The organism is Catonella sp., from assembly GCF_052173895.1.
In the GTDB taxonomy this organism is placed as follows: domain Bacteria; phylum Bacillota; class Clostridia; order Lachnospirales; family Lachnospiraceae; genus Catonella.
In genome coordinates this window covers 1-25,395 of record NZ_JBQMXS010000006.1, presented here as the reverse complement: position 1 = coordinate 25,395, position 25,395 = coordinate 1, and the positions used below count along the sequence as shown (strand labels likewise).

Annotated in this window: 22 protein-coding genes and 1 riboswitch; of the genes, 4 read left to right on the top strand and 18 right to left on the bottom strand. The window is 35.8% G+C overall.

What is annotated here, in order from left to right; all coding sequences use genetic code 11:
- Positions 1-2: 2 nt before the first annotated feature.
- From ACTTG8_RS02425 to ACTTG8_RS02370, 12 genes are all read right to left on the bottom strand, one after another.
- Positions 3-1,613 carry a response regulator gene (locus tag ACTTG8_RS02425; RefSeq protein ID WP_442560531.1) on the bottom strand — a complete coding sequence of 537 codons (1,611 nt, stop codon included), beginning with the start codon at positions 1,611-1,613 and terminating at the stop codon, positions 3-5.
- A gap of 120 nt (positions 1,614-1,733) precedes the next feature.
- On the bottom strand, positions 1,734-2,660 hold the full coding sequence (locus tag ACTTG8_RS02420) for an ORF6N domain-containing protein (RefSeq protein ID WP_442560530.1): 927 nt from the start codon (positions 2,658-2,660) through the stop codon (positions 1,734-1,736).
- Positions 2,661-2,801: 141 nt separating this feature from the next.
- On the bottom strand, positions 2,802-2,960 hold the full coding sequence (locus ACTTG8_RS02415) for a DUF7723 family protein (RefSeq protein WP_442560529.1): 159 nt from the start codon (positions 2,958-2,960) through the stop codon (positions 2,802-2,804).
- Positions 2,953-3,228 (bottom strand): DUF7724 family protein, encoded by a 276-nt coding sequence (locus ACTTG8_RS02410; RefSeq protein ID WP_442560528.1) that lies wholly within the window; start codon positions 3,226-3,228, stop codon positions 2,953-2,955. Before ACTTG8_RS02410 ends, ACTTG8_RS02415 begins: the two co-directional genes overlap by 8 nt.
- 257 nt (positions 3,229-3,485) lie before the next feature.
- The gene (gene fucO, locus ACTTG8_RS02405; RefSeq protein WP_442560527.1) at positions 3,486-4,634 is read right to left on the bottom strand and encodes a lactaldehyde reductase; all 1,149 of its coding nucleotides are present in this window, start codon (positions 4,632-4,634) and stop codon (positions 3,486-3,488) included.
- Between the two features lie 16 nt (positions 4,635-4,650).
- A complete protein-coding gene (locus ACTTG8_RS02400) occupies positions 4,651-5,091 on the bottom strand; it encodes an RbsD/FucU family protein (protein ID WP_442560526.1) in 441 nt (146 codons plus the stop codon).
- Between the two features lie 145 nt (positions 5,092-5,236).
- Positions 5,237-6,388: an ABC transporter substrate-binding protein gene (locus ACTTG8_RS02395; RefSeq protein WP_442560525.1), complete on the bottom strand. Its 1,152-nt coding sequence runs from the start codon at positions 6,386-6,388 to the stop codon at positions 5,237-5,239.
- Between the two features lie 109 nt (positions 6,389-6,497).
- Positions 6,498-7,475 (bottom strand): ABC transporter permease, encoded by a 978-nt coding sequence (locus tag ACTTG8_RS02390; RefSeq protein ID WP_442560524.1) that lies wholly within the window; start codon positions 7,473-7,475, stop codon positions 6,498-6,500.
- A 12-nt stretch (positions 7,476-7,487) separates the two neighbouring features.
- Entirely contained in the window at positions 7,488-8,978 is a 1,491-nt protein-coding gene (locus ACTTG8_RS02385; protein ID WP_442560523.1) for a sugar ABC transporter ATP-binding protein, read from the bottom strand.
- Positions 8,979-8,997: 19 nt separating this feature from the next.
- Positions 8,998-9,654: an L-fuculose-phosphate aldolase gene (locus ACTTG8_RS02380; protein WP_442560522.1), complete on the bottom strand. Its 657-nt coding sequence runs from the start codon at positions 9,652-9,654 to the stop codon at positions 8,998-9,000.
- Positions 9,655-9,902: 248 nt separating this feature from the next.
- Positions 9,903-11,684, bottom strand: coding sequence for an L-fucose isomerase (locus tag ACTTG8_RS02375; RefSeq protein ID WP_442560521.1), 1,782 nt, complete (start codon positions 11,682-11,684; stop codon positions 9,903-9,905).
- A 108-nt stretch (positions 11,685-11,792) separates the two neighbouring features.
- On the bottom strand, positions 11,793-13,211 hold the full coding sequence (locus ACTTG8_RS02370) for a rhamnulokinase (protein ID WP_442560520.1): 1,419 nt from the start codon (positions 13,209-13,211) through the stop codon (positions 11,793-11,795).
- Between the two features lie 305 nt (positions 13,212-13,516).
- Between ACTTG8_RS02370 and ACTTG8_RS02365 the strand changes: the two genes are divergently transcribed.
- Entirely contained in the window at positions 13,517-14,275 is a 759-nt protein-coding gene (locus ACTTG8_RS02365; RefSeq protein WP_442560519.1) for a DeoR/GlpR family DNA-binding transcription regulator, read from the top strand.
- 199 nt (positions 14,276-14,474) lie between these two features.
- Positions 14,475-15,959, top strand: a complete 1,485-nt coding sequence (locus ACTTG8_RS02360) for a flotillin family protein (RefSeq protein WP_442560518.1) — start codon at positions 14,475-14,477, stop codon at positions 15,957-15,959.
- Positions 15,960-16,080: 121 nt separating this feature from the next.
- Here the strand turns inward: ACTTG8_RS02360 and ACTTG8_RS02355 are convergent, their stop codons facing one another.
- From ACTTG8_RS02355 to ACTTG8_RS02330, 6 genes are all read right to left on the bottom strand, one after another.
- Complete coding sequence (locus ACTTG8_RS02355; RefSeq protein ID WP_442560517.1) at positions 16,081-17,286, bottom strand: 6-phosphofructokinase; 1,206 nt, start codon at positions 17,284-17,286, stop codon at positions 16,081-16,083.
- 3 nt (positions 17,287-17,289) lie between these two features.
- A complete protein-coding gene (locus tag ACTTG8_RS02350; protein WP_442560516.1) occupies positions 17,290-18,027 on the bottom strand; it encodes a response regulator in 738 nt (245 codons plus the stop codon).
- A gap of 207 nt (positions 18,028-18,234) precedes the next feature.
- Entirely contained in the window at positions 18,235-19,002 is a 768-nt protein-coding gene (locus ACTTG8_RS02345) for a hypothetical protein (protein WP_442560515.1), read from the bottom strand.
- A gap of 314 nt (positions 19,003-19,316) precedes the next feature.
- Entirely contained in the window at positions 19,317-20,606 is a 1,290-nt protein-coding gene (locus ACTTG8_RS02340; RefSeq protein WP_442560514.1) for a S41 family peptidase, read from the bottom strand.
- 67 nt (positions 20,607-20,673) lie between these two features.
- Complete coding sequence (locus ACTTG8_RS02335; protein ID WP_442560513.1) at positions 20,674-22,560, bottom strand: heavy metal translocating P-type ATPase; 1,887 nt, start codon at positions 22,558-22,560, stop codon at positions 20,674-20,676.
- Between the two features lie 27 nt (positions 22,561-22,587).
- Positions 22,588-22,806 carry a cation transporter gene (locus tag ACTTG8_RS02330; RefSeq protein ID WP_442560512.1) on the bottom strand — a complete coding sequence of 73 codons (219 nt, stop codon included), beginning with the start codon at positions 22,804-22,806 and terminating at the stop codon, positions 22,588-22,590.
- Positions 22,807-23,004: 198 nt separating this feature from the next.
- On the opposite strand from ACTTG8_RS02330, the gene ACTTG8_RS02325 reads away from it, so the two are divergent.
- Both ACTTG8_RS02325 and ACTTG8_RS02320 read left to right on the top strand, forming a co-directional pair.
- Positions 23,005-23,376: an ArsR/SmtB family transcription factor gene (locus ACTTG8_RS02325; RefSeq protein ID WP_442560511.1), complete on the top strand. Its 372-nt coding sequence runs from the start codon at positions 23,005-23,007 to the stop codon at positions 23,374-23,376.
- Positions 23,377-23,450: 74 nt separating this feature from the next.
- A riboswitch (cyclic di-GMP riboswitch) is annotated at positions 23,451-23,537 on the top strand.
- Between the two features lie 30 nt (positions 23,538-23,567).
- The coding region (locus tag ACTTG8_RS02320) for an InlB B-repeat-containing protein (protein ID WP_442560510.1) at positions 23,568-25,395 on the top strand (1,828 nt) is incomplete at its 3' end.

Sequence of the window (25,395 nt, the reverse complement as noted above, 5' to 3'; positions counted from 1 at the left end):
TTTTATTTTCCTGTTCTGTATTTAGTCGGTGATACTCCAAATTTTTTCTTAAATACATAGCTAAAATAATTCTGTTCCAAATATCCTACCTTCTCAGCTATCATATATGTCTTTTCATCAGTTGTACTTAGAAGTTCTACTGCCTTATTAAGCCTTATATCAGTAAGATAATTTATATAGGTTTGTCCTGTTTCTTTCTTAAAAAGGCTTGAAAAATACGCAGGACTAAGGTGAAGATGACGGCAGATAATTTCAAGAGAGAGTTCTGCGTTGGTGTAGTTTTCCAAAATATATTCTTTAGCTTCATTAATAATCTGCTTTGAAGTTGATTCTCTTTTTTGTTGAAGACCTTCATTAATATTATTGCATATACCTATTAGCCAATCTTTAAAACTGTCACCCTCTTTAATTTTGGAAACTATTTCCATATAGTTCTCAATTCCTGCAAGGCTTATTTCATACTGTTGCATTAAATCCATAATACAGGTCACTATCCTTAGCATATATGCCTGATACTGTCTGGAATGTACCTTCACTTCATCCAGTTTATTTGCAAGACCGGATACTACTTCTGCTATCCTATCTTCTCCACCAAACTTAATTGCCGAAACAAGTTCTTCCTCATCTTTTTCTTCAAATCTGAGTACACCTGTACTTACAGGCTCCATGTCATGAATATAGACTACATCTTCTGTTCCGACTATTTTCTTATATCCTACTGCATCTACGGCAGTCTTGTACGAGGCTGAAATCTCTGAAAGGGTTTGGCTACTGCGTCCTATTCCCACTGTAATCCCTACTCCAAGCACCCTCTTTGCACTCTTACACACATCTCTCATCACATCTGTAAGCCCTGTCTGGCTATTCTCATCATCTATCGCTACAATTATTACAGGCTCTGTATCCTGAATGGAGTCAAAGACTACACTTCTATAATAAGGAGTAAGTTTTTCTTCTATAAATTTTTTCACATATATAGGAATCAGTTCCTTTTCTTTTAGAAGTTCTCCCCTTATATTAGCATTTTCAAGTTCTATGTTTACAATGCAGGCTACCCATTTGTTTGCATTACCAATGTCCATGTTATATTCTCTAAGATAAGCATTTATTGAGTCCTCATCAAAAAGTCCCTTTTTAATAATCAGCTTATTTAAAAACTGTTCTCTAAGTACAGGAAGGCTTGCTTTGTAGTTCTCCCTTAAAATATCTATGTTTCTTACCGACTCTATCTCTTCATCAAGTTTTGCCCTGACTTTTTTTAAAATTTCTGTAAGTTCATCTACATTGACAGGCTTTAAAATATACTCTGTAACACCGAGCCTTATAGCCTCTTTTGCATATGAAAAATCATCAAAGCCTGAAAAAATGATAACTTTAATAGACGGAAATTTCTGCCTTAGGCTTTCCGTAAGTGCAAGCCCATCCATATAAGGCATCTTTATATCCGTAATGATTACATTGGGTTCTAGAACTTCTATTTTTTCAAGTGCATCCCTGCCATTTTCCGCATCACCCACTACTTCAAAGCCATTCGCTCTCCAATCCATCTTCTTAATGATGCTTGTACGAACTTCCTCTTCATCATCTACTAACATTATCTTATATAAATCCATAGTTTACCGACCTTTTAATGTGTGAGTTTAAAATGTTATAATAATTCTAACTTGGTTTCATTTCGTCCACTTTGTTTTTATATTTTAGTCCTATATATAACCCATCAGACTTTTATATCCCTACAAAACTTTATCTAACAGGCTTTTAGTTAGATCTTCTACATCCAGCTTTGTAATTCCAAAACTCTTCTTTCCAGCATCCTTTATAGATGCTCCTATATGATAAACCTCTTTTCTGTCTATGATAATAAATCTGTCATGGAAGTCCTTATTTATTTTCACCATAAGCTTCGGATACTGTGAATTGAACTTAGCAATATCCTTCTCTGTAAGATTTCCTTTTCCAGATGTGACAATCAGCACATCAACTTCTTTTCTCTTCTTGCTCAGGATATTAAGGGTATTTACATCCACATAGTTGTCTATCAGTATAAGCTCTTCCCTTGCTTTTTCTACAATTTCTACCATAATGCTGAAAGCATCATATATCTGACCGTTGAAAAAGATTTTCTGTTTCACCTCTTTTGTTGTGGCTATGTAGTCAAAGACTTCTTCCAGCTTTTTATCAGTATCAGCATTCTTTGAATCAATTTTCTTCTCAAACTCAATCTGTCTAAGTTCAACTTTATCAAGCCTTGAGAAAAGCTCCTGATTGGAAAGCAGAAACTTTCGCATTTCAACAAAACTATTCATAATCTTAATGCTTACTTCTACCGCAATCTCACTCTTAAGCACCGCAGATAACATAGCAATACCTTGTTCCGTAAAAACATAAGGCATATATCTTCTACCGCCATGACCACCACTTAAACTTGAGGTCACAATTTGTGACCTCAAGTTTTCATACTCAGAGTCAGTTAGTTGAAATCTAAAACTTTCTGGGAACCTATTTATATTTCTTTTAACCGCCTGATTAAAAACTTTAGTCTCCACCTGATACAACCTTGCAAGATTACTATCAAGCATTACCTGCCTGCCCCTGAATGTGTAAATCATACTCTGTATTTCTCTATTGTCAACTATGACAAGATTTTTATCCTCTGTCATAAATACCTCCATAATAATCCATCTATTTATCATAAGTTTATCACTATATTATAAGAAAGTATATAACTATCGGTAAATCAAAAAAATATCTATACCAAAAGTGGACTTTTTTCTGTCCGGATTTGGTATAGACAAATTACTTTAATTATTTCCTTTGTAATATCCTTTTCTGCTATATTCAGACCATTTCATATACATAGCTTTATAATTATCCTTTATAAAGCCCTCATCACATCTGGTAAATGCATAGCCATTAACAATCATATCTGCCTCATCTGCTATTTCGATAATATCAAGCATTTTCTATTTTCACCCCCTTAATTGGTCTTAAAAATTCATCCGGTGTAATATACAGTTTCTCCAGTATCGGAACCAAGTCAATGTACTCTTCTTCACTTTCTTTATTATGTTTATATTTAGCCATAACAACCAGATATCCTCTGTCCCATTCTTTTATCTCTGTATATTTTTCTAATGAATATGGTGCTTTAAATCTTATAACATAGTCTCCATAATGAAATATTGTAAATTCTCCCTTATTACTTAGAAGTGCATAATCGAATTGCATAGTCACCTCCCTAACAATCAGTCTACTTATCGTAATTTTATCACCATATGATGTGGGTGTCAAAAGTATTTGACACCCAATTATACAGGATTTCTTCGGCTTCACCTCCCGCAATCCTTGCAAAAACGCATGCTTTACAAACACTTAGTATGATAAGCCATACATGTCAAAATCCCCCACTGAAATATTTCATTTCAGCAGGGGACAAATTATTCATATAAACCTAAATCATCTCATTTACGACAATTTACGCCAAATTACATAAGCTTAAGATAAAGGTTCTTGATATCCTCAAATGTAGGCTCCTTTGGGTTACCAGGTCTGCAAGCATCATCCATAGCAGACTGTGTAAGGAAGTCAAGATCCTCAGGCTTAACTATAGCCTTAAGGTCAGCAGGAATACCTACATCCTGAGACAACTTCTTAACAGCATCAACTGCTGCCTTTCTATACTCTTCTTTACTCATCTTCTCTACACCTTCAACACCCATAGCGATAGCAACATCTTTTAATTTCTCGCCTGTAGCCTCTGCATTGTACTCCATTACTGTAGGAAGGAGGATAGCATTAGCCACACCATGTGGTGTATCATATACAGCACCTAAAGAATGTGCCATAGAATGAACTATACCAAGACCACAGTTAGAGAATCCCATACCTGTAAGATACTGGCCAAGAGCCATACCCTCTCTGCCTTCTTTTGTATTCTCAACTGCTCCCCTAAGGCTCTTTGCAATAAGTTCAATAGCCTTTAAGTTGAACATATCTGTAATTGTATTTGCACCAAGAGTTGTATAACCCTCAATAGCGTGTGTAAGTGCATCCATACCTGTTGACGCTGTAAGTCCCTTAGGCATAGAGCTCATCATCTCAGGGTCAACAAATGCTACTACCGGAATATCGTGTGGGTCTACGCACACAAATTTACGCTTTTTCTCAACATCAGTAATAACATAGTTGATAGTTACCTCTGCTGCTGTACCTGCTGTTGTAGGAACTGCAAAAATAGGTACACAAGGCTTCTTTGTAGCTGAAAGTCCCTCAAGACTTCTTACATCTTCAAACTCAGGGTTTGTAATGATGATACCGATAGCCTTAGCTGTATCCATAGAAGAACCGCCACCTATAGCTATAATATAGTCTGCTGCCGCCTTCTTAAATGCAGCTACACCACTCTGTACATTTTCAATAGTTGGGTTTGGCTGAATTTCAGAATAAATCTCAAAATCCATATTTTCAGCCTTAAGTAAATCTGTTACCTTGCTTGTAACATTGAACTTAATAAGGTCAGGATCGGAACATACAAATGCCTTTTTAAATCCTCTGTTCTTAGCCTCAGTAGTAATTTCCTTAATTGCTCCTGCTCCATGGTAGGAAGTCTCATTTAATACAATTTTGTTAGCCATTTTTACCCTCACTTTCTTAATCTGTAACTACACCCTTTTGTAACATTATATTTGCATACAATGCTTTTTCAGAGGTTGCTATTATGAGATAAGAGGTCTTAGCCTCCTCATAAAATTTAAATCTCTCAATGAAACCGATGGTCTTAGCACCACGGTCATCATGTTTTGCCACTATCTCCTCGAACTCTTTCCAAATTGGAGTCTCTACTGTATCACCGGGTACTTTTTCCATAAGAGAAACTGATTTCTCCACATAGCAGTCAAGTGGAAATAATTGAAGTACAGCATCAAGCACCTCAGGAACTCCATGTCCGTCAAGCCTGATAACCTTTGCATTTTTTCCCATTGTATGTGCAGGGAAATTTCCATCCGAGATTACCAATCTGTCTGAATGCCCCATTTCACAAAGAGCTGCCAAAAGTTCAGGAGATAAGATTTTAGGAATATTCTTTAACATAAGCATCCTCTTTCTATTTGTGAATGTTTTAACATATTATGTTTTATATAATGGAGTGCCTAAAGTACCGGCACTCCTGTTTCTGGCGTCTGCTTATTTGTATTTTAAGCCGTAAGCCTCTTAATCATCCTTTTATAATGATAAATTATTCATATAAGCAAGGCTTAATATCGTCTGCATCCATGTTGTCAGCATTGTACCACTTAGCACCTGTATCCACATCAGATACTTCCTTGCCATCTGCTGCTTCTACTGCAAGCTTAACTGCCTGATAACCAATCTGTACAGGATCCTGAGTTACAGCACCTGCAAAGAGTTTACTTCTAACTGCATCAAGAAGTTTCTTACCTGCATCAAAACCAACTGCAACTACTTTTCCTTCACCAACCTTATCAAGACCTTCATTAGCTGTAATTATAGCATTAGCTGCGAACTCATTTGAACCATAGATAGCAATGAGGTCAGCCTTCTCAAGTATTGAAGACGCTACTGCTGCAGCATCTACATCCTTAACCTCAGCCGGAATACCTACATCCAGAATAACCTTTGCACCTTCTTTTTCGTTCTTTAAGCTATCATGTCCTTCAACAGACACATTCTCTACTCCACAAAGTTCTGTCATTTTGTCAACAAAACCTTTTGTTCTAGATACTATAGACTGTGAGTTAGACTCCTGAGCTACTACACCTATTCTTACAGGCTCTTTTGCATCCTTAATTTTTGACTCTACTAACTTATAAAGCTCTTCTGCTGCAAGTGCTCCTGCTGCTGTATTATCTGTAGACGCATTAGCCTTAATTGCACCTTCCGGAGCATTTGGAACACCTGAGTCAAATCCAATGATAGGAATATTTGCTTCCATTGCAGACTGAATTGATGGAATACTAGCCTGAGTATCAAGAGCTGCAAGGCAGATAGCTGTTGGCTGTTTAGCTATAGCTGTATTTAAATACTCTACCTGCTGTGCGATAGCTGACTCATTATCAGGACCCTGGAAAGTAACATCAACACCAAACTCTTCAGCAGCTTTCTTTGTTCCAAGCTCTACTGCTTTCCAGAACTGATGCTGGAATCCCTTAGCTATAACATCGATGTGCTTTGCACCACCATCTGTTGTAGCTGGTGTGCTTGCAGGTGTGCTTGCAGGGGTACTAGCTGGTGTGCTAGCTGTTGTAGCTGTGCTGTTTGTCTTTGTAGTAGGTGTACTGGCTGGCTTTGAGCCACCTCCACAGGCTGTAAGAGCAGATACTACCATAACTGTACTAAGAAGTGCTGCCATAAGTTTCCTTGTTTTCATCTGTTTTTCCTCCTTTAATATATTAATCCAAATTCTTTGATACCCCTAAATATTTGAGTATCTATTTGGAATTAACAGATTCGTTACTATTATAGTTTTATTATATCACTTATTTCCCTCTTTTTCTATTAAGTACATCCATATATACCGCAAATATAAGGATTATACCTGTAATAAAGAGCTGATAATGTGACTGTACCCCGATATAAGGGAAACCAATCTTTAATACCGTCATAATAAATACACCGACTATGGTTCCAAGTATAGTACCTACACCACCTGCAAGTGATGTTCCTCCAATAACTACACCTGCAATAGCATCAAGCTCAAAACCACCACCTGTATTTGGCTGTGCTGTTGTAAATACAGCTACATAAGCAATACCTGCAAGTGCTGCAAAAAAACCTGAAAATACATAAGCAAGTGTTTCATATTTAACTACATTGATACCTGAAAGCCTTGTAGCTTCCTTGTTAGATCCTATCGAAAGGATATAACGACCTGTTCTTGTCTTATTTAATACAAGTGCCATAATTACTGCTATTACTGCAAGAAGTACAAAACCTGTTGGGAAGTTCTTAGGCAATATACCACCATCTTTAGTAATCATAAAGAACTCTCTAAACCATGCTCCTGCTGAATCTCCCTGTGGGAAAGAAATTGTCTTAGTTCCTGACACTATTGAGCCAAGACCTCTTGACATCATCATCGTTCCGAGGGTAGCTATAAAGGCAGGCAATCCCATTTTAGCAACCATAAAGCCATTTATAAGACCAAATACAGCACCACTTAAAAGTATTACAAGAAGTACAAGCCCCATAGGAAGACCTTTTTCCATAAGTGTTCCACCTATAAGTGCTGAACAGATGGCTATGGTTCCTATAGAAAGGTCGATACCTCCGGTACCGATAACAAAAGTAACACCGATTGCCATAAATGCTACATAATAAGCAGACTTTGCAATATTGGTAAATGTGGTTATCTGAAGAAATTTATCCGGTGTAATCACCGAGAAAGCAAGACAAATTAAAATCAATGCAGCAATAACTATTGTACGCTGATTAGAAAATATTTTTTTAATATCCATTGTTGATCTCCCTTACCGTTTTGTAGCAGATTCCATAATAACTTCCTGATTAGCTTCTGAGATATCAAGAGTTCCTGTTATTCTTCCTTCACACATAATAACTATTCTGTCGCTCATACGAAGTACTTCTGGGAGCTCTGACGATATCATAATTATAGATTTTCCTTCTTTAGCAAGGCTTTCCATAAGTGAATAAATCTCGCTCTTTGCACCTACATCTATACCTCTTGTAGGCTCATCAAATATAAGGATATCTGAATTTCTTACTAACCATTTGGCTATAACTACCTTCTGCTGATTTCCGCCGGAAAGCTTCTTAACAAGCTGTGATACGCTAGGAGTCTTAGTTTTAAGGCTCTCTACATATTTCTGCGAAACTTCCTTGCTCTTTGCCTTATCTATAAACATTCCTTTTACAAAGTCATTTAATGAGGCAATAACTGTATTTTCCTCTATGGACTTCTCAACTATAAGACCATAACGTTTTCTATCCTCGGAAAGATAGCCTATACCATGTGCTACTGCATCCTCTGGAGTATTTATAGTAACTTCTTTACCATTTATAAATATTTTTCCTGAATCTTTCTTATCTGCACCAAAGATAAGTCTGGCTACCTCTGTACGCCCTGCTCCCATAAGTCCGGAGAAACCAAGTATTTCTCCCTTTTTCAGCTCAAAGCTTACATTTTTAACAGCCTTACCTCTGTTAAGATTTTCACATTTAAGTACTACCGGAGCATCTTTAGCTACATTTGAAACCATCTTAGGCTCGCCTAAGATAGTTCTTCCAACCATCAACTTAATTATATCATCTTTACTACATTCTTTAGTAATAAGAGTTCCTACATATTCACCATCTCTCATTACTATAACTCTATCTGAAATAACATTAATTTCATCCATTCTGTGAGAGATATAAACCATAGCAGTTCCCTGCTTTCTCAAATCCCTTATTACCTTAAAAAGTTCTTCTATCTCAGAATCTGTAAGTGCCGCAGTAGGCTCATCAAAAATAATAACTTTGGCTTTAGAAGAAATAGCCTTCGCAATTTCTACCATCTGCTGTTTTCCTACAGTAAGATTTCCAATTTTTTCAGCCGGATTGATGTCTATTTTCAAGACCTTGAACAATTCCTTAGCCTTCTCATTCATCTTCTTATCATCAATGAAGAATCCATTCATTTCCTCACGTCCAATAAAAAGGTTCTGGGCTACAGTTAAATCGTTCATCATGTTCAGCTCTTGGTGAACAATGGAAATTCCTGCTTCTTCAGACTCAGCAGGTCCTTTAAAACAGACCTCCTGCCCCATATACTTAATTTCGCCTGAGTCCTTTGAATAAATACCGGTCAAAATCTTCATGAGAGTAGATTTGCCGGCTCCATTTTCTCCCATCAGAGCTACAACCTCACCTGCATTCAGGTCAAGTGCTGCATTTTTAAGTGCAGCAACACCTGAAAAGGATTTGGTAATTCCCTTCATTGAAAGTATTAAATCACCCATATTTACTCCTTAGCAAACGCTATTCTCTTATACTCTTCTTCTGCCCATAAGTCTTAAATTTCTCTGCCATAAGTGTCATTTCTTCATCTGGAAGTACTACCGGCTCACCAATACTCTTAGCCTTTACATATACTTCAGAACAATACTCAATCTCTTCAACTATGTTAAACGCATTAAGGAGATCATTTGCTCCTGCCAGCACACCATGATTTGCTAAAATAACCGCCTTTCTGTCTTCCATTGCCTTAGACGCATTTACAGCGAGTTCATGTGAACCATAGGTTGCATACTCAGCACATCTTACTGTAGGACCAGCTACAGCTATCATATAATGTGTTGCAGGGAGATCCTGTCTAAGACAAGCAAGAACTGTAGTATACATAACATGAGCATGAATAACTGCATCTATGTCTGTTCTTGTCCTATAAGGCATGAGATGCATTTCCCACTCTGATGAAGGAGTACGAGTTCCCTCTATTGTATTTCCGTCAAGGTCGATAATTACGATATCTTCAGGCTGAATTTCAAAAAAGTCAATTCCTGAAGGTGTAATAGCCACCATTTTATTTTCTCTGTCAAATACACTTAAATTTCCGCCTGTTCCCTTGGTAAGTCCTGCTGTTACAAGCTTCTTACCATATTTCACAAGCTCCTCTCTTGCTTTTTCCATTAACATAATCTCATCCTCCGCTGTCTTGTTAAGACGCTTCTATTTTCTTTTTATATCTTTTAAGGCTTTACTATTTTATCCTTATTTTTCAGGTATCAACTCCGAATGATAAATTTCTAAGCGAGCGCATTAGGCGTAGCGAAGCGGATGCCGGAGCGAGTCTGAAATGTTATCATTCGGAGTGTCAATTTTGCTAAATACTTGAAAGCGACAACTTCTAACTTGTAATCAGTTTGTAATCAAATTTCTACACTTTATCTGTAAAGTGGTCCATAATAAGCACAAGCTCTAAAATCCTGACTCTCTAAATCAGTAGTTCCAAATCCATTGAATGAATGTGGTCTATAAATTCTATCTTCTGTTACATTGTGGAAAGCAACAGGTATTCTAAGCATAGATGCAAGAGTTATAAGTCTATCACCTACATGACCGTAAACTGTTGCTCCGTGGTTAGCACCCCACTTAGCCATTACATTGTAAACACTGTCTGCTGACTTTGTGGTAAGATTTGGAGCGAACCAAGTTGTTGGCCAACTTCTGTCTGTTCTTTCATCAAGAACCTTATGTACATCATCATCTAGTACACAGGTATAACCCTCAATTACCTGTAAAGTAGGGCCTACACCCTCAACAATATTTGTTCTTATCATAGTTACAGGCATTTCTGCTGCTGTCTTAAAGTGTGATGAGAAACCGCCTCCTCTAAAGTATTCATAGTTAGCTCTGCACCAGTCGGTAGCATCTGCACAAGCCTTAATATCCTCATCAGTAAGATTCCACCATTCCTTCATGCAGCCTTCGCCCTTTTCATTCTTTGCAGCAGCTGAACCGTCTAAACAGCTTGCACCGGAGTTGATAAGATGAATAATTCCGTTTGCAGCCTTACCTGTAAGTTCTTTTCCTGTCACTCTCTTAACTGCATCAGGTGACCAGTAAGTTCTTACATCACTAAAAATTGCAGCCTTATTTGTTACAAGCCATCCAAGCATCATAGATACACCGTTAAGTGTGTCGTTTTCTGTTGCAAATGGAATAGGCTCTCTCTTTCCGTTCCAGTCAAAGCCTGAAGCTGTAATAGCCTCTGTAAAGTCTGCATTTGGAAGCCAGTCTGTCCACATTCTCTGTCCCTGGAAACCACCTGCTATAGCATTTCTTCCAAGTGACTCTTCGTGCCAGCCGATTTCTGCAAGCTTTGGATTGCCTTTAAGTATATCTCTAACAATAAGCGCATGCTTAACGCAGAACTCCCACTGCTTATCGTCAGGTATCCATCTGGACTTCTTGATTACCTCTGGGAAGTCCTTACCCGCATTTGTATCATAACCCTCTTTGCAGTTCTCACGAACCCATTTAAGAGCCTTCTCATATTCTTCGTGGTCATAGATTTCAAGCTCAATTCTTCTTAAAATCTCTGTCATATCTACCCATTCAGTTCTCATTCCAAGATATTTCTGAAGGAAATCCACATTTACTACAGAACCTGCAATACCCATAGATACTGAACCAAGGTTTACATAAGACTTATTCTTCATAAGACCTACTGCGATAGCACCTCTTGCAAAATCAAGAATTTTCTTCTTAACATCTTCTGTAATTGTTGTATCATCTTTATCCTGAACTTCATGTCCATAAATTGAGAACGCAGGAAGTCCTCTCTGTGCATAAGCCGCCATAACTGCTGCAAGGTAAACGGCACCCGGTCTTTCAGTTCCGTTAAAGCCCCATACAGCCTTGATTGTGTTAGGATTTAAGTCCATAGTCTCTGTACCATAGCACCAGCAAGGTGTTACTGTAAGAGTACCGATTACATTCTGAGTTGAAAAATATTCCTCACATTTAGCAGCCTCACCGCCACCACCTATTGTACAAGGTGAAATTACACACTGTACAGGTGTTCCGTCAGGATATCTAAGTTCACTCTCGATAAGGTCTTTAGCCCTCTTAGCCATACCCATAGTCTGGTCTTCAAGAGACTCTCTAACACCACCCCAGCGTCCGTCAATAGTTGGTCTGATACCGATTTTTGGATAACTCATATTCTTTTCCTCCTTAATGTGTATTCTCGAATTGTCTATAATTTATAAATCTTTGAAAATGTTTCAATTAAATCTATATTCATAAGTAATCCGAAAATATTTATATGTTTAATATTTTTTTATTTCCTGTGATTTATAAGCTGCCTCAAGTCCTTCTTCGATAGTTTTTATTTCTCCGAGTGCTTTTAGCTGTACTAAGATATTGCCAAGTGCAGACGCCTCATAAGGTCCGGCTGTTATCTCCACATCAAGTCTCTTAGCTATCAGCTTGCAGAGAAGTGAAGATTTTGCTCCTCCTCCTATCATATGGACTTTCTTATAGGTCTTGCCTGAGATTTCCTCAAGAGCAGCCTTTACTTCTGAGTATTTTTTAACCATACTCTCGTATATTACCCTAAAATAATCCATATCATGTTCAGGAAGTTCCAAACCTTTTTCTTTAAGGAATTCATCTATAACTTCCTTTGCATCAGACTCTTCACTTCCAAATCTAGGATCTTCCATATCTATCAGATTTTTTATAGTTTCTTCTTCCTGAATGGATCTCTCTACATAGGCTGTAATTTCATCAAAACCAAGTTTCTTTCCAAGTACCTTTTCATAAGCTGTCTTATATTTTTCAAGCAGATACAATCCTGTAAGATTTTTGAACAAAAGTGGTGTAGAATCATAACCTAACTCATTTGTAAGACCTTTTTCATAAGCCTTTTCAGATAAATCAGGACTTGCAGTCCTTACTCCAAACAGTGACCAAGTTCCACAGCTTAAAAACATTGTATCTTCATCTGTCATTACTTTGGTAAGCAACACTGCACTTGCCGTATCATGTCCACAAACTGAAACCACATCAACATCAAAATCCTTAAGTTCTTTTATAAGCCCATTTTTAACATTACCCGTTATAGTTCCTGCCTTAGCTATCTTTGGAAGTTTCTCTCTATCCAGTCCATAAGCCTCAAGCAATTTTTCACTATAATCTCCTGTCTTAAGATTAAGTATCTGAGTTGTAGAAAGGATTGTTTCCTCTCCAACCATATTTCCTGTAAGCAGATACTGGATTAAATCAGGCATCATAAGCAGTTTCTTTGCTGTTTTGTATCCCTTAGGATTTACTTTCTTAAGTGCTAAAAGCTGGAACAAAGTGTTTATACTCATAATCTGAGTTCCTGTTTCAGCAAAGATTTCTTTTTCACTAAGAGCCTTTACTGCCTCATCATAGCCCTGCTGATGTTTTGGGTCTCTATAACAGACAGGGGGTTCAACAAGCTTGCCTTCTTCATCTATAAGCCCAAAATCAACTCCCCAAGTATCTATACCTACAGATGAAATTTCGTCTGAATTCTCTTTTATAGTTTGAGCAATTTTCTTCAAAAGTTCATCAAAATCCCAACGCAAGCGTCCATTTGAACTTTTTATTTCATGTGAAAACCTCATAACCTCTTCGAGTTTTACCTCTCCATCCTCAATATATCCTAAGATTCCCCTTATTGAGGTAGCTCCCATGTCTATTGCCAGTGCTTTTTTCATATATGCTCCTTAGACAAATATACAGATATTTTCAGTCTTTTTTAAATATTTTTATTAAATGTTATATGTATTTACAAAAAACATTTGTGATATTTAACTAAATCTTATTGAGTAGATAATATCATATTATGAACATTTTATCTATACTTGGAAAATAATTTGGCTTGAGTTTTTAAAAGTATCCTTTTTGGTTCATTTTTGTTCTAAAATGTTCATTTAGCTTTAATTTCTTCTTTATTTATTGAGAAAAAGTGTTATACTATTAATAGTTACTAAAAGATATATTATAATATGGGGATTTATTTATGAAGTATTTAGAACGGAAAAAACAGATTTTATCTTACCTTGCAAATGGAAATGGTGTTGGGGATATCACCAATATGTGCAAAAGACTATATGTATCTAGGTCTACTTTACGCAGAGACCTTATTATGCTTGAAGAAGAGGGTATAATCAAAAGACATCATGGAGGCATAAGCCTCATCTCTCCAAGTTCTTCTGAAAATTCTATCAACATACGAAAAATGGAAAATACAGATAAAAAACTGATGCTTGTCAAGAAAGCCCGTACCCTTTTACAAGATAATATGGTAATCTTCCTTGATTCATCATCAACAGTCAGTTTATTTATTCCATATTTAAAGCCTTACAGCAACCTCACTGTAGTCACAAACGGAATTAATATTGCCAGCCAGCTGAACAATTATTCTAATATAAAATGCTATATTTGTCCGGGTGTACTTAAAAATCGCAGTCTTTCCATTATTGGAGAGTATGCCTCTGCTTTTATAAGCAATTTTCGTGCTGATATAGCCTTTATGTCAAGCAAAGCAGTTACAAATGAAGGAATATTTGAGGGAGATGATTCTCAAGCCCTCTGCAAAAAAGAAATGATTAAAAACTCCTATAAATCAGTCCTTCTTCTTGATAACAGCAAAGAATTTAAAGACGGGTACTTTAAGTTAGCTGATTTTATCGATTTCGATATAATTGTTTCTAACGGAGAATTTGGTACTGATATTATGAAAGAAATTGACAGGTCGGATTGTAAATTATTATTTTGATATAGTAAAATTTCTCAATTAAGTCACATTATGATTCAACAAGCTTTCATATAACTTGTTATTCAACCAAATAATCATGTGCCACAATCCTTATATTTACAGATTTGTGGCATATTTTATTCTTTTTACCAAAATATATTGATTTTTTGATAATTTTTTGAGAAAATATATGTAGAAATAAACCAAAGGAGATTAAAATATGCCTGAATTTACTGTAACTATTATCATTTTAATACTTGTTCTTATAGGTATTGTAGGCTTATTCTTTGCAGGTTTTGTATCTGCCAGTCCAAGTGAAATTAAGGTTGTTTCAGGACCTAGAGGACAACGAATAATTCATGGACGTACCGGCTGGAAAGTTCCTGTATTTGAACGAGTTGATGTAATGACTGCTGAAATGGTTGCCATAGATACTAAAACCAGTGACTATGTGCCTACTTATGACTTTATTAATGTTAAAGTAGATGCCGCTGTTAAAGTACGTATATGTACAAGTAAACAAGAAGTATTTCTCGCAGCCATAAGAAACTTTTTATACAAAAAGACTGAGCAGATTGCTGATGAAACAAGAGATACCCTTGAAGGACATCTTAGGGCTATTATCGGACAGATGGAACTTAAGGCTATAGTTCAAGAAAGAGCCATGTTCTCCGAAAAAGTTCAGGAAAATGCTACTAAAGACCTTGAAGAAATGGGACTTGAGATTGTAGCCTTTAACATTCAGTCCGTTGTTGATGAGAATGGTGTTATCACAAATCTCGGAATTGACAATACAGAAAAAATCAGAAAAGATGCTGCCAAAGCTAAAGCTATAGCAACACAGGAAATAGCTGAACAACAGGCACGTTCAGATAAGGCGGCTAATGATGCCAGAGTTGCAGCCGACCTTGAAATTGCTCAGAAAAATAATGAACTTGAAATAAGACAGTCAGAGCTTAAGGTTGAAGCTGAACTTAAACGGGCAAAGGCTGATGCTGCTTATGCTATTGAAAAAGAAACTCAGAGAAAAGAAATCGAAAGAATGAGTGCTGAGGCTAATATTGTTAAGCAGGAGAAAGAAGCCGAAGTTAAGGAAAGAGAAGTTCGTGTTAAGGAACAGATGCTTAATGCCGAAGTCAAGAAACAGGCTGAAGCTGAGAAATATAAGAGGCAGCAACAGGCTGAAGCTGAAAAAATAGAAAAAATGAATAAGGCTGAAGCTGAGAAATATGAGAAAGTACAGGAAGCAGAAGCTATGAAGGCTACCGCAGAAGCCAAAAAATATGCCGCCGAACAAGAGGCTTTGGCTATTGAAGCAAAGGGTAAGGCTGAAGCTGAGGCTATTAGACTGAAGCTTAATGCAGAGGCAGAAGGTTTAGATAAGAAAGCTGAGGCTATGCTTAAAATGAAAGATGCCGCAGTTATTGAAATGCTTGTCAAGGTTCTTCCTGATATTGCAAAGGCAGTTGCAGAACCTCTTAATAATGTTGATTCTATTACAATGTATGGTGATGGCAACAGCGGAAAAATGGTCGGTGATATTATGACTTCATTAGATAAGGTTACTAATGGACTGGGCATAGATATAAGAGAGTTAGTAAAAGCAACTCTTACCGGTAAGGCTATTGGTTCTTCTATTGATGTAAAGGTTGAAACTCCTGCTAGAGAAAATATTGAAACTAAAGAAATAAAATCCGATTTATAATTTACCTAAATAACTCAATAAACTAAACTTAAAAATGCCACAATCCCTTTTTAGGGTTGCGGCATTTTTTCCCCAGTTTATCATGTATTTTATTTACTATGGATTTTTTATATTTTTCAACTTAAATCACAAAAAACTCCGGCACACCATCCTCATATCTACAACTCATCTCACCCTTAATAAGTGGTCTTAAATATCTAAGCATTTCTTCTGTAACACCGTTTTGGTTGTCATTTATCCATTCAGAAGGCACTGTTTTTTCTTTGTTTGCTACCTCTTTAATGTCTACAGATGAATATTCCACCTTATAAGGATTGTCTGAAACTCTTGTAAGCCTTGCCATCCTACCTGACTTTCCCTCAAGTCCAAGCCTTACTGCCACCTTGCCTAGTTCTGCCGACTCCAGTATATCCGTCTCACTAAGACAATGTCCGGCACAACGCTGTACAAGGCTTAACTCTATATATCTTGCCTTGTACTTAAGCTCTTCTTTCAGCACCTTTTCAAGAATCCTTCCATTGCCCCCAAGCTGTTTGTGACCAAACGCATCAATCTCACCATTAGAATCCGTTCCACTTGCCGTTTCAATTACAGTTCCTTCACTTAAAGCAACTATTACATTCTTTGACCTCTTCATAACTTCTTTTAAATCGGCTACAAATTTATCTACCGAAAGTTTAACCTCACTTAAATAAATAAGGTAAGGAACTTCTTCGTCCTTCTCTGCTGCAAGGGCTGCTGCCGCTGTAAGCCAGCCTGCATTCCTTCCCATAATCTCCACAATAAGTATATTTTCCTTATCATAAACCCTTACTTCTCTCGCAAGTTCACTACAAACCGTAGCTATATATTTTGCAGTAGAGCCAAACCCCGGACAATGGTCTATTCCATTTAAATCATTATCAATAGTCTTAGGAGCACCGTTTACTGTAATGTCAGTTATACCATTTTCATTAAAATATTCTGAAAAGCGATATACAGTGTCCATAGAATCATTACCACCTATGTAAACAAAATGCCCTATATCATATTTTCTAAATACCTCTAAAACCCTCTTAAAATCAGTTTCATCTTTCTTAGGGTCTGCAAGTTTGTATCTGCAAGAACCAAGAGCAGAGGACGGAGTCCTCATAAGTTTATCCAATTCATCTTCCGAAAGATTCCCTAAATCAATAATATTTTCCTTAAGTATACCCTCTACTCCAAATTTTGCACCATAAACCTTAGCTCCATTATTATTGCTTAACCACTCTTTTATAACTCCCGAAAGAGTAGCATTTATAGCTGCTGTCGGACCTCCCGACTGTGCCACAATCAAATTTTTCATTTGTTAACTCCTTGTCAATGTTTCAAATTTATATCCTACTCCCCATACCGTAGAAAGCCTCCACTCTGCATGGTCATTTATCTTCTTTCTAAGGCGTTTTACATGGACATCTACCGTCCTTGTATCACCTATATATTCATATCCCCAAATTCTATCAAGGAGCTGCTCCCTTGTAAATACCTGATTAGGGTGTGATGCCAAAAAGTAAAATAATTCCAACTCTTTCGGAGGCATTTCCACCCTTTCATTATAGTAAGTAACTGCATAATTGGTGAGGTTTATTTCCAAATCAGAATAACGAACTCTGTTTATATTTACTGTTTCCTCTGTATTTACAGTATTTTCTACATTATGAACACCGGTTTCATCCGGAGTAAATCTTCTAAGTACTGCCTTAACCCTTGCCACAAGCTCCTTAGAATCAAACGGCTTAATCATATAATCATCTGCTCCAAGTTCCAGTCCCAGTACCTTGTCAAAAATCTCTCCCTTTGCAGAAAGCATAATTATAGGCACTTTTGAAGTCTTCCTTATTTCCCTACACACATCATATCCATCTTTTCCCGGCAGCATAATATCTAAAAGAATTAAATCCGGCTTATATTCATTAAACAGTCTAAGTGCCGTATCACCATCTTCTGCCCTCTTAGTATCAAAACACTCTTTTATCAAATATAGGGATATAAGTTCAGATATATCCTCATCATCATCAACTACTAATATTTTCTGTTTTTCAGACATTACTTCTCTCCTCTATTTCTATCATCCAATCCTTACTTACCTTCTTCATATAAAAAACTTCCTACGGTTTATCATTCTACCATAGAAAGTTGTTAATTGCATTATTGTTTATTTAAAATATGGGGACATCGGTATTTTTCTTACAAATGGGGCTGCCGTTTTATCCGACAGCCCCTAATATATTTTATTTACAGGTGATACTCTATTTTAATATGCCATCATATCAGCAAAACCAAAATTCTCCTTAAACTTCTTACCTAGCTTATTTGCTAATGGTTTCATTTCATCCATAAGGTTCTCAATATCTTTATACAGACCATCAAGCTTATCTAGTAAGTCTTTAGTAGCTTTTTGAACTTTCTTATACTGCTTATTATACTCCTCACTAAGTTTGGTAAGCTCTTCCTGCTGCTTTATAAGAGTTGCTTTCTCTTCATCTGTAAGAGCCTTTGAAGACTGAATAAATTTTACCATATCCTTTATTTCCAAGTCTTTATCAGTTGCTTTCTCATAAAGCTTATCCCAAATCGACTGATTTTCACTATTAATCTTATTAAGCTCACCTTCTATAGCCCAGTTATCTGTGATTTTATTTGTTATCTTTTCTACCTTATTTGCTGTAGCCTCAATCTCCTTACGAGTCTTTACAATCTTTTTATACTTCTCTTTAACTGTTTTCTTCTCTGCCTTTGTAAGCTTTTTATCTTTTTTGAGAATTTGAGAAAGTAATTTATCTCCACCTGTCTTTGGAAGAATTTTGTCCGGAGTTGCAAAGAAATTTTTATCCACTTCCTTAAAATCAGTATCTCCCGGATAAGCAAAGAAATCCTTGTTTGTTTCTTTTAAATCCTTATCCTTATCAATGATTTTTGTTTCTGCCGGCTTTTTGTCCTCTGCCTTAACTGTGTTTAAGCCCATTGTAGCTCCTGAAACTACTAAACTTCCTACCATAAATAAAACTGCTAATTTGTTCATACTAAATACCTTCCTTTCATTATTAGGTTTATGTTTAATTTTTATTTTGATAAACAATGTCTTGTTGTTTTATCTGTGTATAGTATAACTCTTAAAGTTAGGCAAAATCTCCCTCAAAATGTAAGGAGTTTTAGGAAAAAGTGTGGGAAATCTGTGGGAAATCTGTGGCAAATGGAGTGTCTGATGATAGGCATACTACTCAGTTTCTGAAAAAATATAAAAAGTAACATAAATATGCTATAATGATACTAATACTCGCTCTTATCAAGATAAAAAAACAGGGGCGACTATAATTTGTCTGCCCCTGTTTACACTTATTTTTTCTTTTTCTTCTTTGAATTATTTTTAATATCCTTTAGTAAAAGATTCTCAGCTTTTTTCAACTGCTTGTCTTCTTTTAATACGCCCTCTTCGGATAAAGAATTTTTAACTTTATACTGTGGTGTAATTCCCACTTCATTTATGCTTTCTCCATTAGGAAGATAGTACTTAAAAGTAGTTATTTTAAGTCCACTGATTATATTGTTAAAAATATCACGAGATTCAAAAATAGACTGTGCAACGCCCTTTCCAAAACTTTTTTCGCCCACTGTCTTAGCTACCTTATTATCTACAAGAGCACCGGTAAAAAGTTCAGAGGCACTTGCAGAGTATCTATTTAGCAAGATATAAATTGGAATATTTACAATCTTATCTATTTCACCGGACTTATCCTCAGCTAAAAAGTCTTTCCTAGTTCCATTTTTATATTCAAATCCGTAAATTTTTTTACCTGCTTTAAGGATTCTATTTGCCATATTGTAAGAAGAATCAACTGTACCTCCACCATTATTTCTTAAATCTATAATAAGTCCTTTCATTCCCTTTTTTTCAAATTCTGAAATTTTTTCATCAAAGACTTCATCCGTATTATCCGAAAAACTACTAATATGTAGATAACCTATCTTAGTTTTTTTATTAAAATCTGACTTAACAGATTCTACATTAATTTCATCTCTTACAACTGTATACTTTATTTCATCATCATCTCTTAATACAGTAATTTCTACCTCAGTTCCTTTTTCTCCCTTCATGCGTGTAGTGACATCTGTAAGACTTAATGTAGATATATCATATCCATTCACTTTAATTATAACATCATTATTTCTTAGGCCGGCTGTTTCAGCAGGACTCTTCTCAAAAACCCTATTTACAAGTATTCCACCTGTCTTCTTATCCTTGCTAACTTCAACACCTATTCCATAAAACTTACCACTCAGTGCTGTTGAAAAGCTCTTCATCTCCTCTTTTGTAAAATATTCAGAATATTTATCATTGAGTTTTGATACCAAAATCTTCATAAATTGGTCAAATGATGTATCCTGCTTAACCTCTTTCATAGTTTCTTCCAACATTACAGAAGTATCAACAGGCTTGTAATATTGAGTCTTTATTACATTTAAAAACGGTTCTGCTCTTAACTTATATATAGTTTGTATATCATAATTTGAGATAGTTTCTGATGCATAAGAAGTATATGTTTGTCCTACATTACTTATAAAAAATGCCATTACAAAGATGATTGCCACCATTTTTGACTGTTTTACAAATTTAAATAATTTCATTCTTTCTTATCTCCTTGTTTTACTTTATTGTTTATTATAATAATAATTCGGAGAATAATCAAATATTTCACAAATTTTTCACTCTTAAAGCCCGTATTGCATTTAACACAGCAATCACCATTACTCCCACATCTGCAAAGATAGCAAGCCACATATTTGCTATACCTATCGCACCTAAGAACAGACAGCCAAACTTTATCACAAGGGCAAATACTATGTTTTGATACACTATTCTGAGGCATTTTTTAGAAATTTTGATTGCCTTAGCAATCTGAAGAGGGTTATCGTCCATAAGTACAATATCAGCTGCCTCTATAGCTGCATCAGAACCCATAGCCCCCATTGCAATTCCTATATCTGCTCTAGTAAGAACCGGAGCATCGTTGATTCCATCCCCTACAAAAGCAAGTTTAGCCTGTACCGGCTTTGAGGAAAGCAGTTCCTCAACCTTAGTCACTTTATCTACAGGGAGAAGTTCGCTGTATACTTCATCTATACTAAGAGTAGATGCAACCTGACAGGCAGTTTTATTAGAATCACCTGTTAACATTATGGTCTTTGTAATACCTGCTTTTTTTAATTCCGTTATAGCAAGCTTGGAGTCAGGCTTTATAACATCGGATATCACAATATGTCCTGCGTATTCGCCGTTTATTGCCATATGTACTATTGTTCCGGATGAACGACACTCCTGATAAGGAATATTTAACATTTTCATAAGTTTTCCATTACCTGCTGCGACAAAACTTCCATCAACTATAGCTTTAACCCCATGTCCACTAATTTCTTCTATATTATGTACACGTTTCCTGTCAATTTCCTTGCCATATGCTGTACGAAGGCTTTTGCTTATAGGATGAGATGAGGCACATTCAGCTAAGGCTGCATACTCTATAAGTTTTTCTTTTTTCAATTCACTATGATGGATATCACTTACTTCAAATGTTCCCTTTGTTAGAGTTCCTGTCTTGTCAAAAACTATAAATTTTGCTTGTGACAGAGTTTCAAGGTAATTTGAACCTTTTATTAGTATACCTTCTTTACTTGCACCACCTATTCCTGCAAAGAAACTAAGAGGCACACTTATTACAAGGGCACAGGGACAACTTATTACAAGGAAGGTAAGTGCTCTATACACCCATACATCTAAATTAGGACTAAGCCCCATAAATAATATTCTTATTAAAGGAGGGAGTACTGCAAGAGCTAAAGCACTGTAACACACAAACGGAGTATAAAACTTCGCAAATTTGGATATGAACTTTTCAGATTTTGATTTTCTTGCACCCGAATTTTCCACAAGTTCAAGTATCTTTGAAACAGTTGATTCTCCAAAATCTTTAGTAGTTTTGATCTTAAGCAATCCATTTATGTTGATGCATCCACTTACAATCTCGTTGCCTTCGCTAACATCTCTTGGGAGGCTTTCTCCTGTAAGTGCACTGGTATTAAGAGTAGAACTTCCTTCTATAACAATACCGTCTAAAGGTACTTTTTCTCCCGGCTGAACTATAATTATGCTGCCAATGGGTACTTCGTCCGGAGCAACCTTTTCAAGTTTTCCATCTTTTTCTATGTTCGCATAATCAGGTCGAATGTCCATAAGCTCGCTTATATTTTTACGACTCTTTCTTACGGCATAGCTTTGAAACAGCTCTCCTATCTGATAAAAGAGCATAACAGCAATCGCCTCATTATAGTCTCCACTTCTTTCATAAAGTGCAAGAGCAAAAGCTCCTATGGTTGCAACTGCCATAAGAAAGTTCTCATCAAAAACTCGTCTGTTTAAAATTCCCTTACCTGCTTTTTTTAGGATATCATAACCTATTATTATATAGGTTATTAAATAAGTTCCTAAGTTGATTATTCCCCTTAAGTGTATAAGATTTAAGGTTATAAGCAATACAGTAGAAATTAGTATTCTTATAAGCATTTTTTTCTGTTTTTTGTTCATACCGGCCTCTTTTTCCAAGATGTGAATTTAGAGTTCTATTTCACAGTCAGGCTCAACCTTCTTACAAGCCTTTAATACTTCCTTCATAACAGCCTTTGCATCCTGTCCATCTTCAAACTCCACAGCCATCTTCTGAGCCATAAAATTCACTACTGCATCTTTTACTCCCGTAGTTTTCTTTGCTACATCTTCCATAAGATTGGCACAGTTTGCACAGTCAACTTCAATTTCATATGTTTTTTTCATAATCATTCTCCCTTTCATAATAGGTTTATTAAACAATTAAGTATATATTTAATTATTAAAATAATAGCACTTCGCTTTTTGAAAGTCAAGAAATTTAATTATTTGTAGATTTTTTTATAATATGCTATACTTTTGTAAACTATTTTATTATCACTATAGTAATTAAAAATATTTTTAAATCAGTGTTAAGGAGCATATATGTCAGAATTTCATTTACCACATGAGCATAATCATGACAAGCATCATGAATACGCTCTCGCAAAACTTGCCGTTATTGATGATTTTAATCTTGTTGCAGATGTATTTAAACTACTGGGAGATGGAAGTAGACTTCGTATTTTTTGGCTGCTCTGCCACTGTGAAGACTGTGTACTCAATATCTCTGCTATGGTAAATATGTCAAGCCCTGCCGTATCCCATCACTTAAAACAATTAAAAGCCGGTGGTCTTATCACCGGTCGAAGAAACGGCAAAGAAATGTTTTATAAGGCTGCTGATAACGAAAGAAGTAGACTCTTACACTGCATGATTGAAAATCTTATGGGAATTGTATGTCCCAGAAATTCATAGTATATTTATTACCTTTTTGTAACCAATTTGTAACCTTTAAGGAGTACACTTATTATAAAATTTACTTAAAAGGATAGTGAAAAGAGCTAACTGTTTGGAAACTGCAGGGCGCAAAGCCTAAATCTAAGGTTCTTATGAACTATGAATGTTAGGATGCCATATCCTCATTAAATATTTTAAGGAGGATTATTATGAAAAAGAGTGGGAAATTTTTGAAGAAGGGACTAAGTTTTTTGATGGTGCTTGTCTTAGCATTTACATCTGTCTTCTTTAATCGTACACCTATTAATGCTGAAGTAATACCTGATCAGATAAGATCAGGAGCTAATTTAGAGATGACTCTTGTGGATATTACCGGGGGGGGGTATCGTAACAAGCCTGCAAGCGATTCGCTTGAACTTTTCAAGGGAGAAAAATATACCTTAAAAGTAAGGCTCGGATATCAGGATGAACCAGGTACCGGATTATCTAAAATGTTAATAACCGTTAAAAATGGAGAAATTATAGTTTATCGTAATGGTATAGAAAAGACTCGTTTTGGCAAATTGATTACAAGTGTATTCTCTAAAAATTCAACTGATGTAAAGTTTGACTTTGTCGCAGGGGAAGAATCTACTCCTGATGAATTTGGTAAAATAAGTGATTATATATTAGCAAAAGGAAAAACAGGAATTGTTAATCATGAAATTATCTTATCCAGCTCTCTTGAATACAAATTAAAGTTAAAAGCTGAGTTTTATCTTGAGGATGAAAATGGCAAGGAACAGCTTTATAAGACTGAAAAATTAGATTGGAATGCTAATGTTCCTGAACTGGATGCTCCAACTATTTTGGGTAAGAACTTTATCGGTTGGTATGATAAAAGTACTAATGATAAATTTGATTTTACAAAACCTATAACAGATAATGTTAAGCTTGTGGCTAAGTATGAATATATAAATAATGGCGAGCAACAGGAAGAAGAGAATAAAGAAAATGTAACCGTTACATTTAAATTAGATGATAAATCCGAAGAAGTTATTATTTACAAGGGTGATAAGTTCAGTGATGCCAGAAATGATCAAAGCATCAGATTTAACGACCTGAAGAAAATGGGTGAGCAGTACGTTACGAATAAGTTTGATGCCATGGAGTATGATTGGTATACGGATAGTAATTTTGAAAATAAAGTAGATGATGAAGTAATAAACAGTAATACAACTTACTATGCTACAACAAAGGTAAAAGTTACTTTCCAAGTAGGTAGTGAAGAAAAAGGAAATGTTACAATCGAAAAAGGAAAGACTTTTACGGATGCGAAAGGTTTGTTGGAGAATTTTGATGATTTTGATAAGTATGACTGGTACAAGGAATCTGATTTTCAAAATAAAGTAAATGAAACCGAAGAAATTAATGAAAATACTATTTATTATGGTGACTTAAAGATAAAAGAAGTATATGTTACTTTCTATGTAAATGACACAAAGAATGAAACCGTTACAATTGAAAAAGGAAAGACTTTTACTGATGCAAACGCTGCAGCTGTAAAGAATGGTTTTGATACAAGTGAGTATGAGTGGTTTGAGGATGAACAATTCACAAAACCGGCTGTTGATGAGCCTATTCTTGAAGAGAAAATCTACTATGGTAGATTAATAACACAAAAAGTTAAGGTTACTTTCTTTGTTAATAAGAATACTAAACAGGATGTTGTTGTCCCTATGGGTACTGGTTTTGAATTCTCTAAAAAACTAGTTAAGACTTTTGATGTTAGCGAGTATGAGTGGTTTGAGGATGAAGAATTCAAAAAACCGGCTGTTAATGAACCTATTCTTGCAGAGAAAACTTACTACGGTAGATTAATAACACAAAAAGTTAAGGTTACTTTCTTTGTTAATGAGAATAATAAGCAGGATGTTGTTGTTCCTATGGGTACCGGTTTTGAATTCTCTAAAAAACTAGTTGATACTCTCGCTGTTAACGAATATGAGTGGTTTGAGGATAATACTTTTAATACTCCTGCTGTTGTTAATGAGCCTA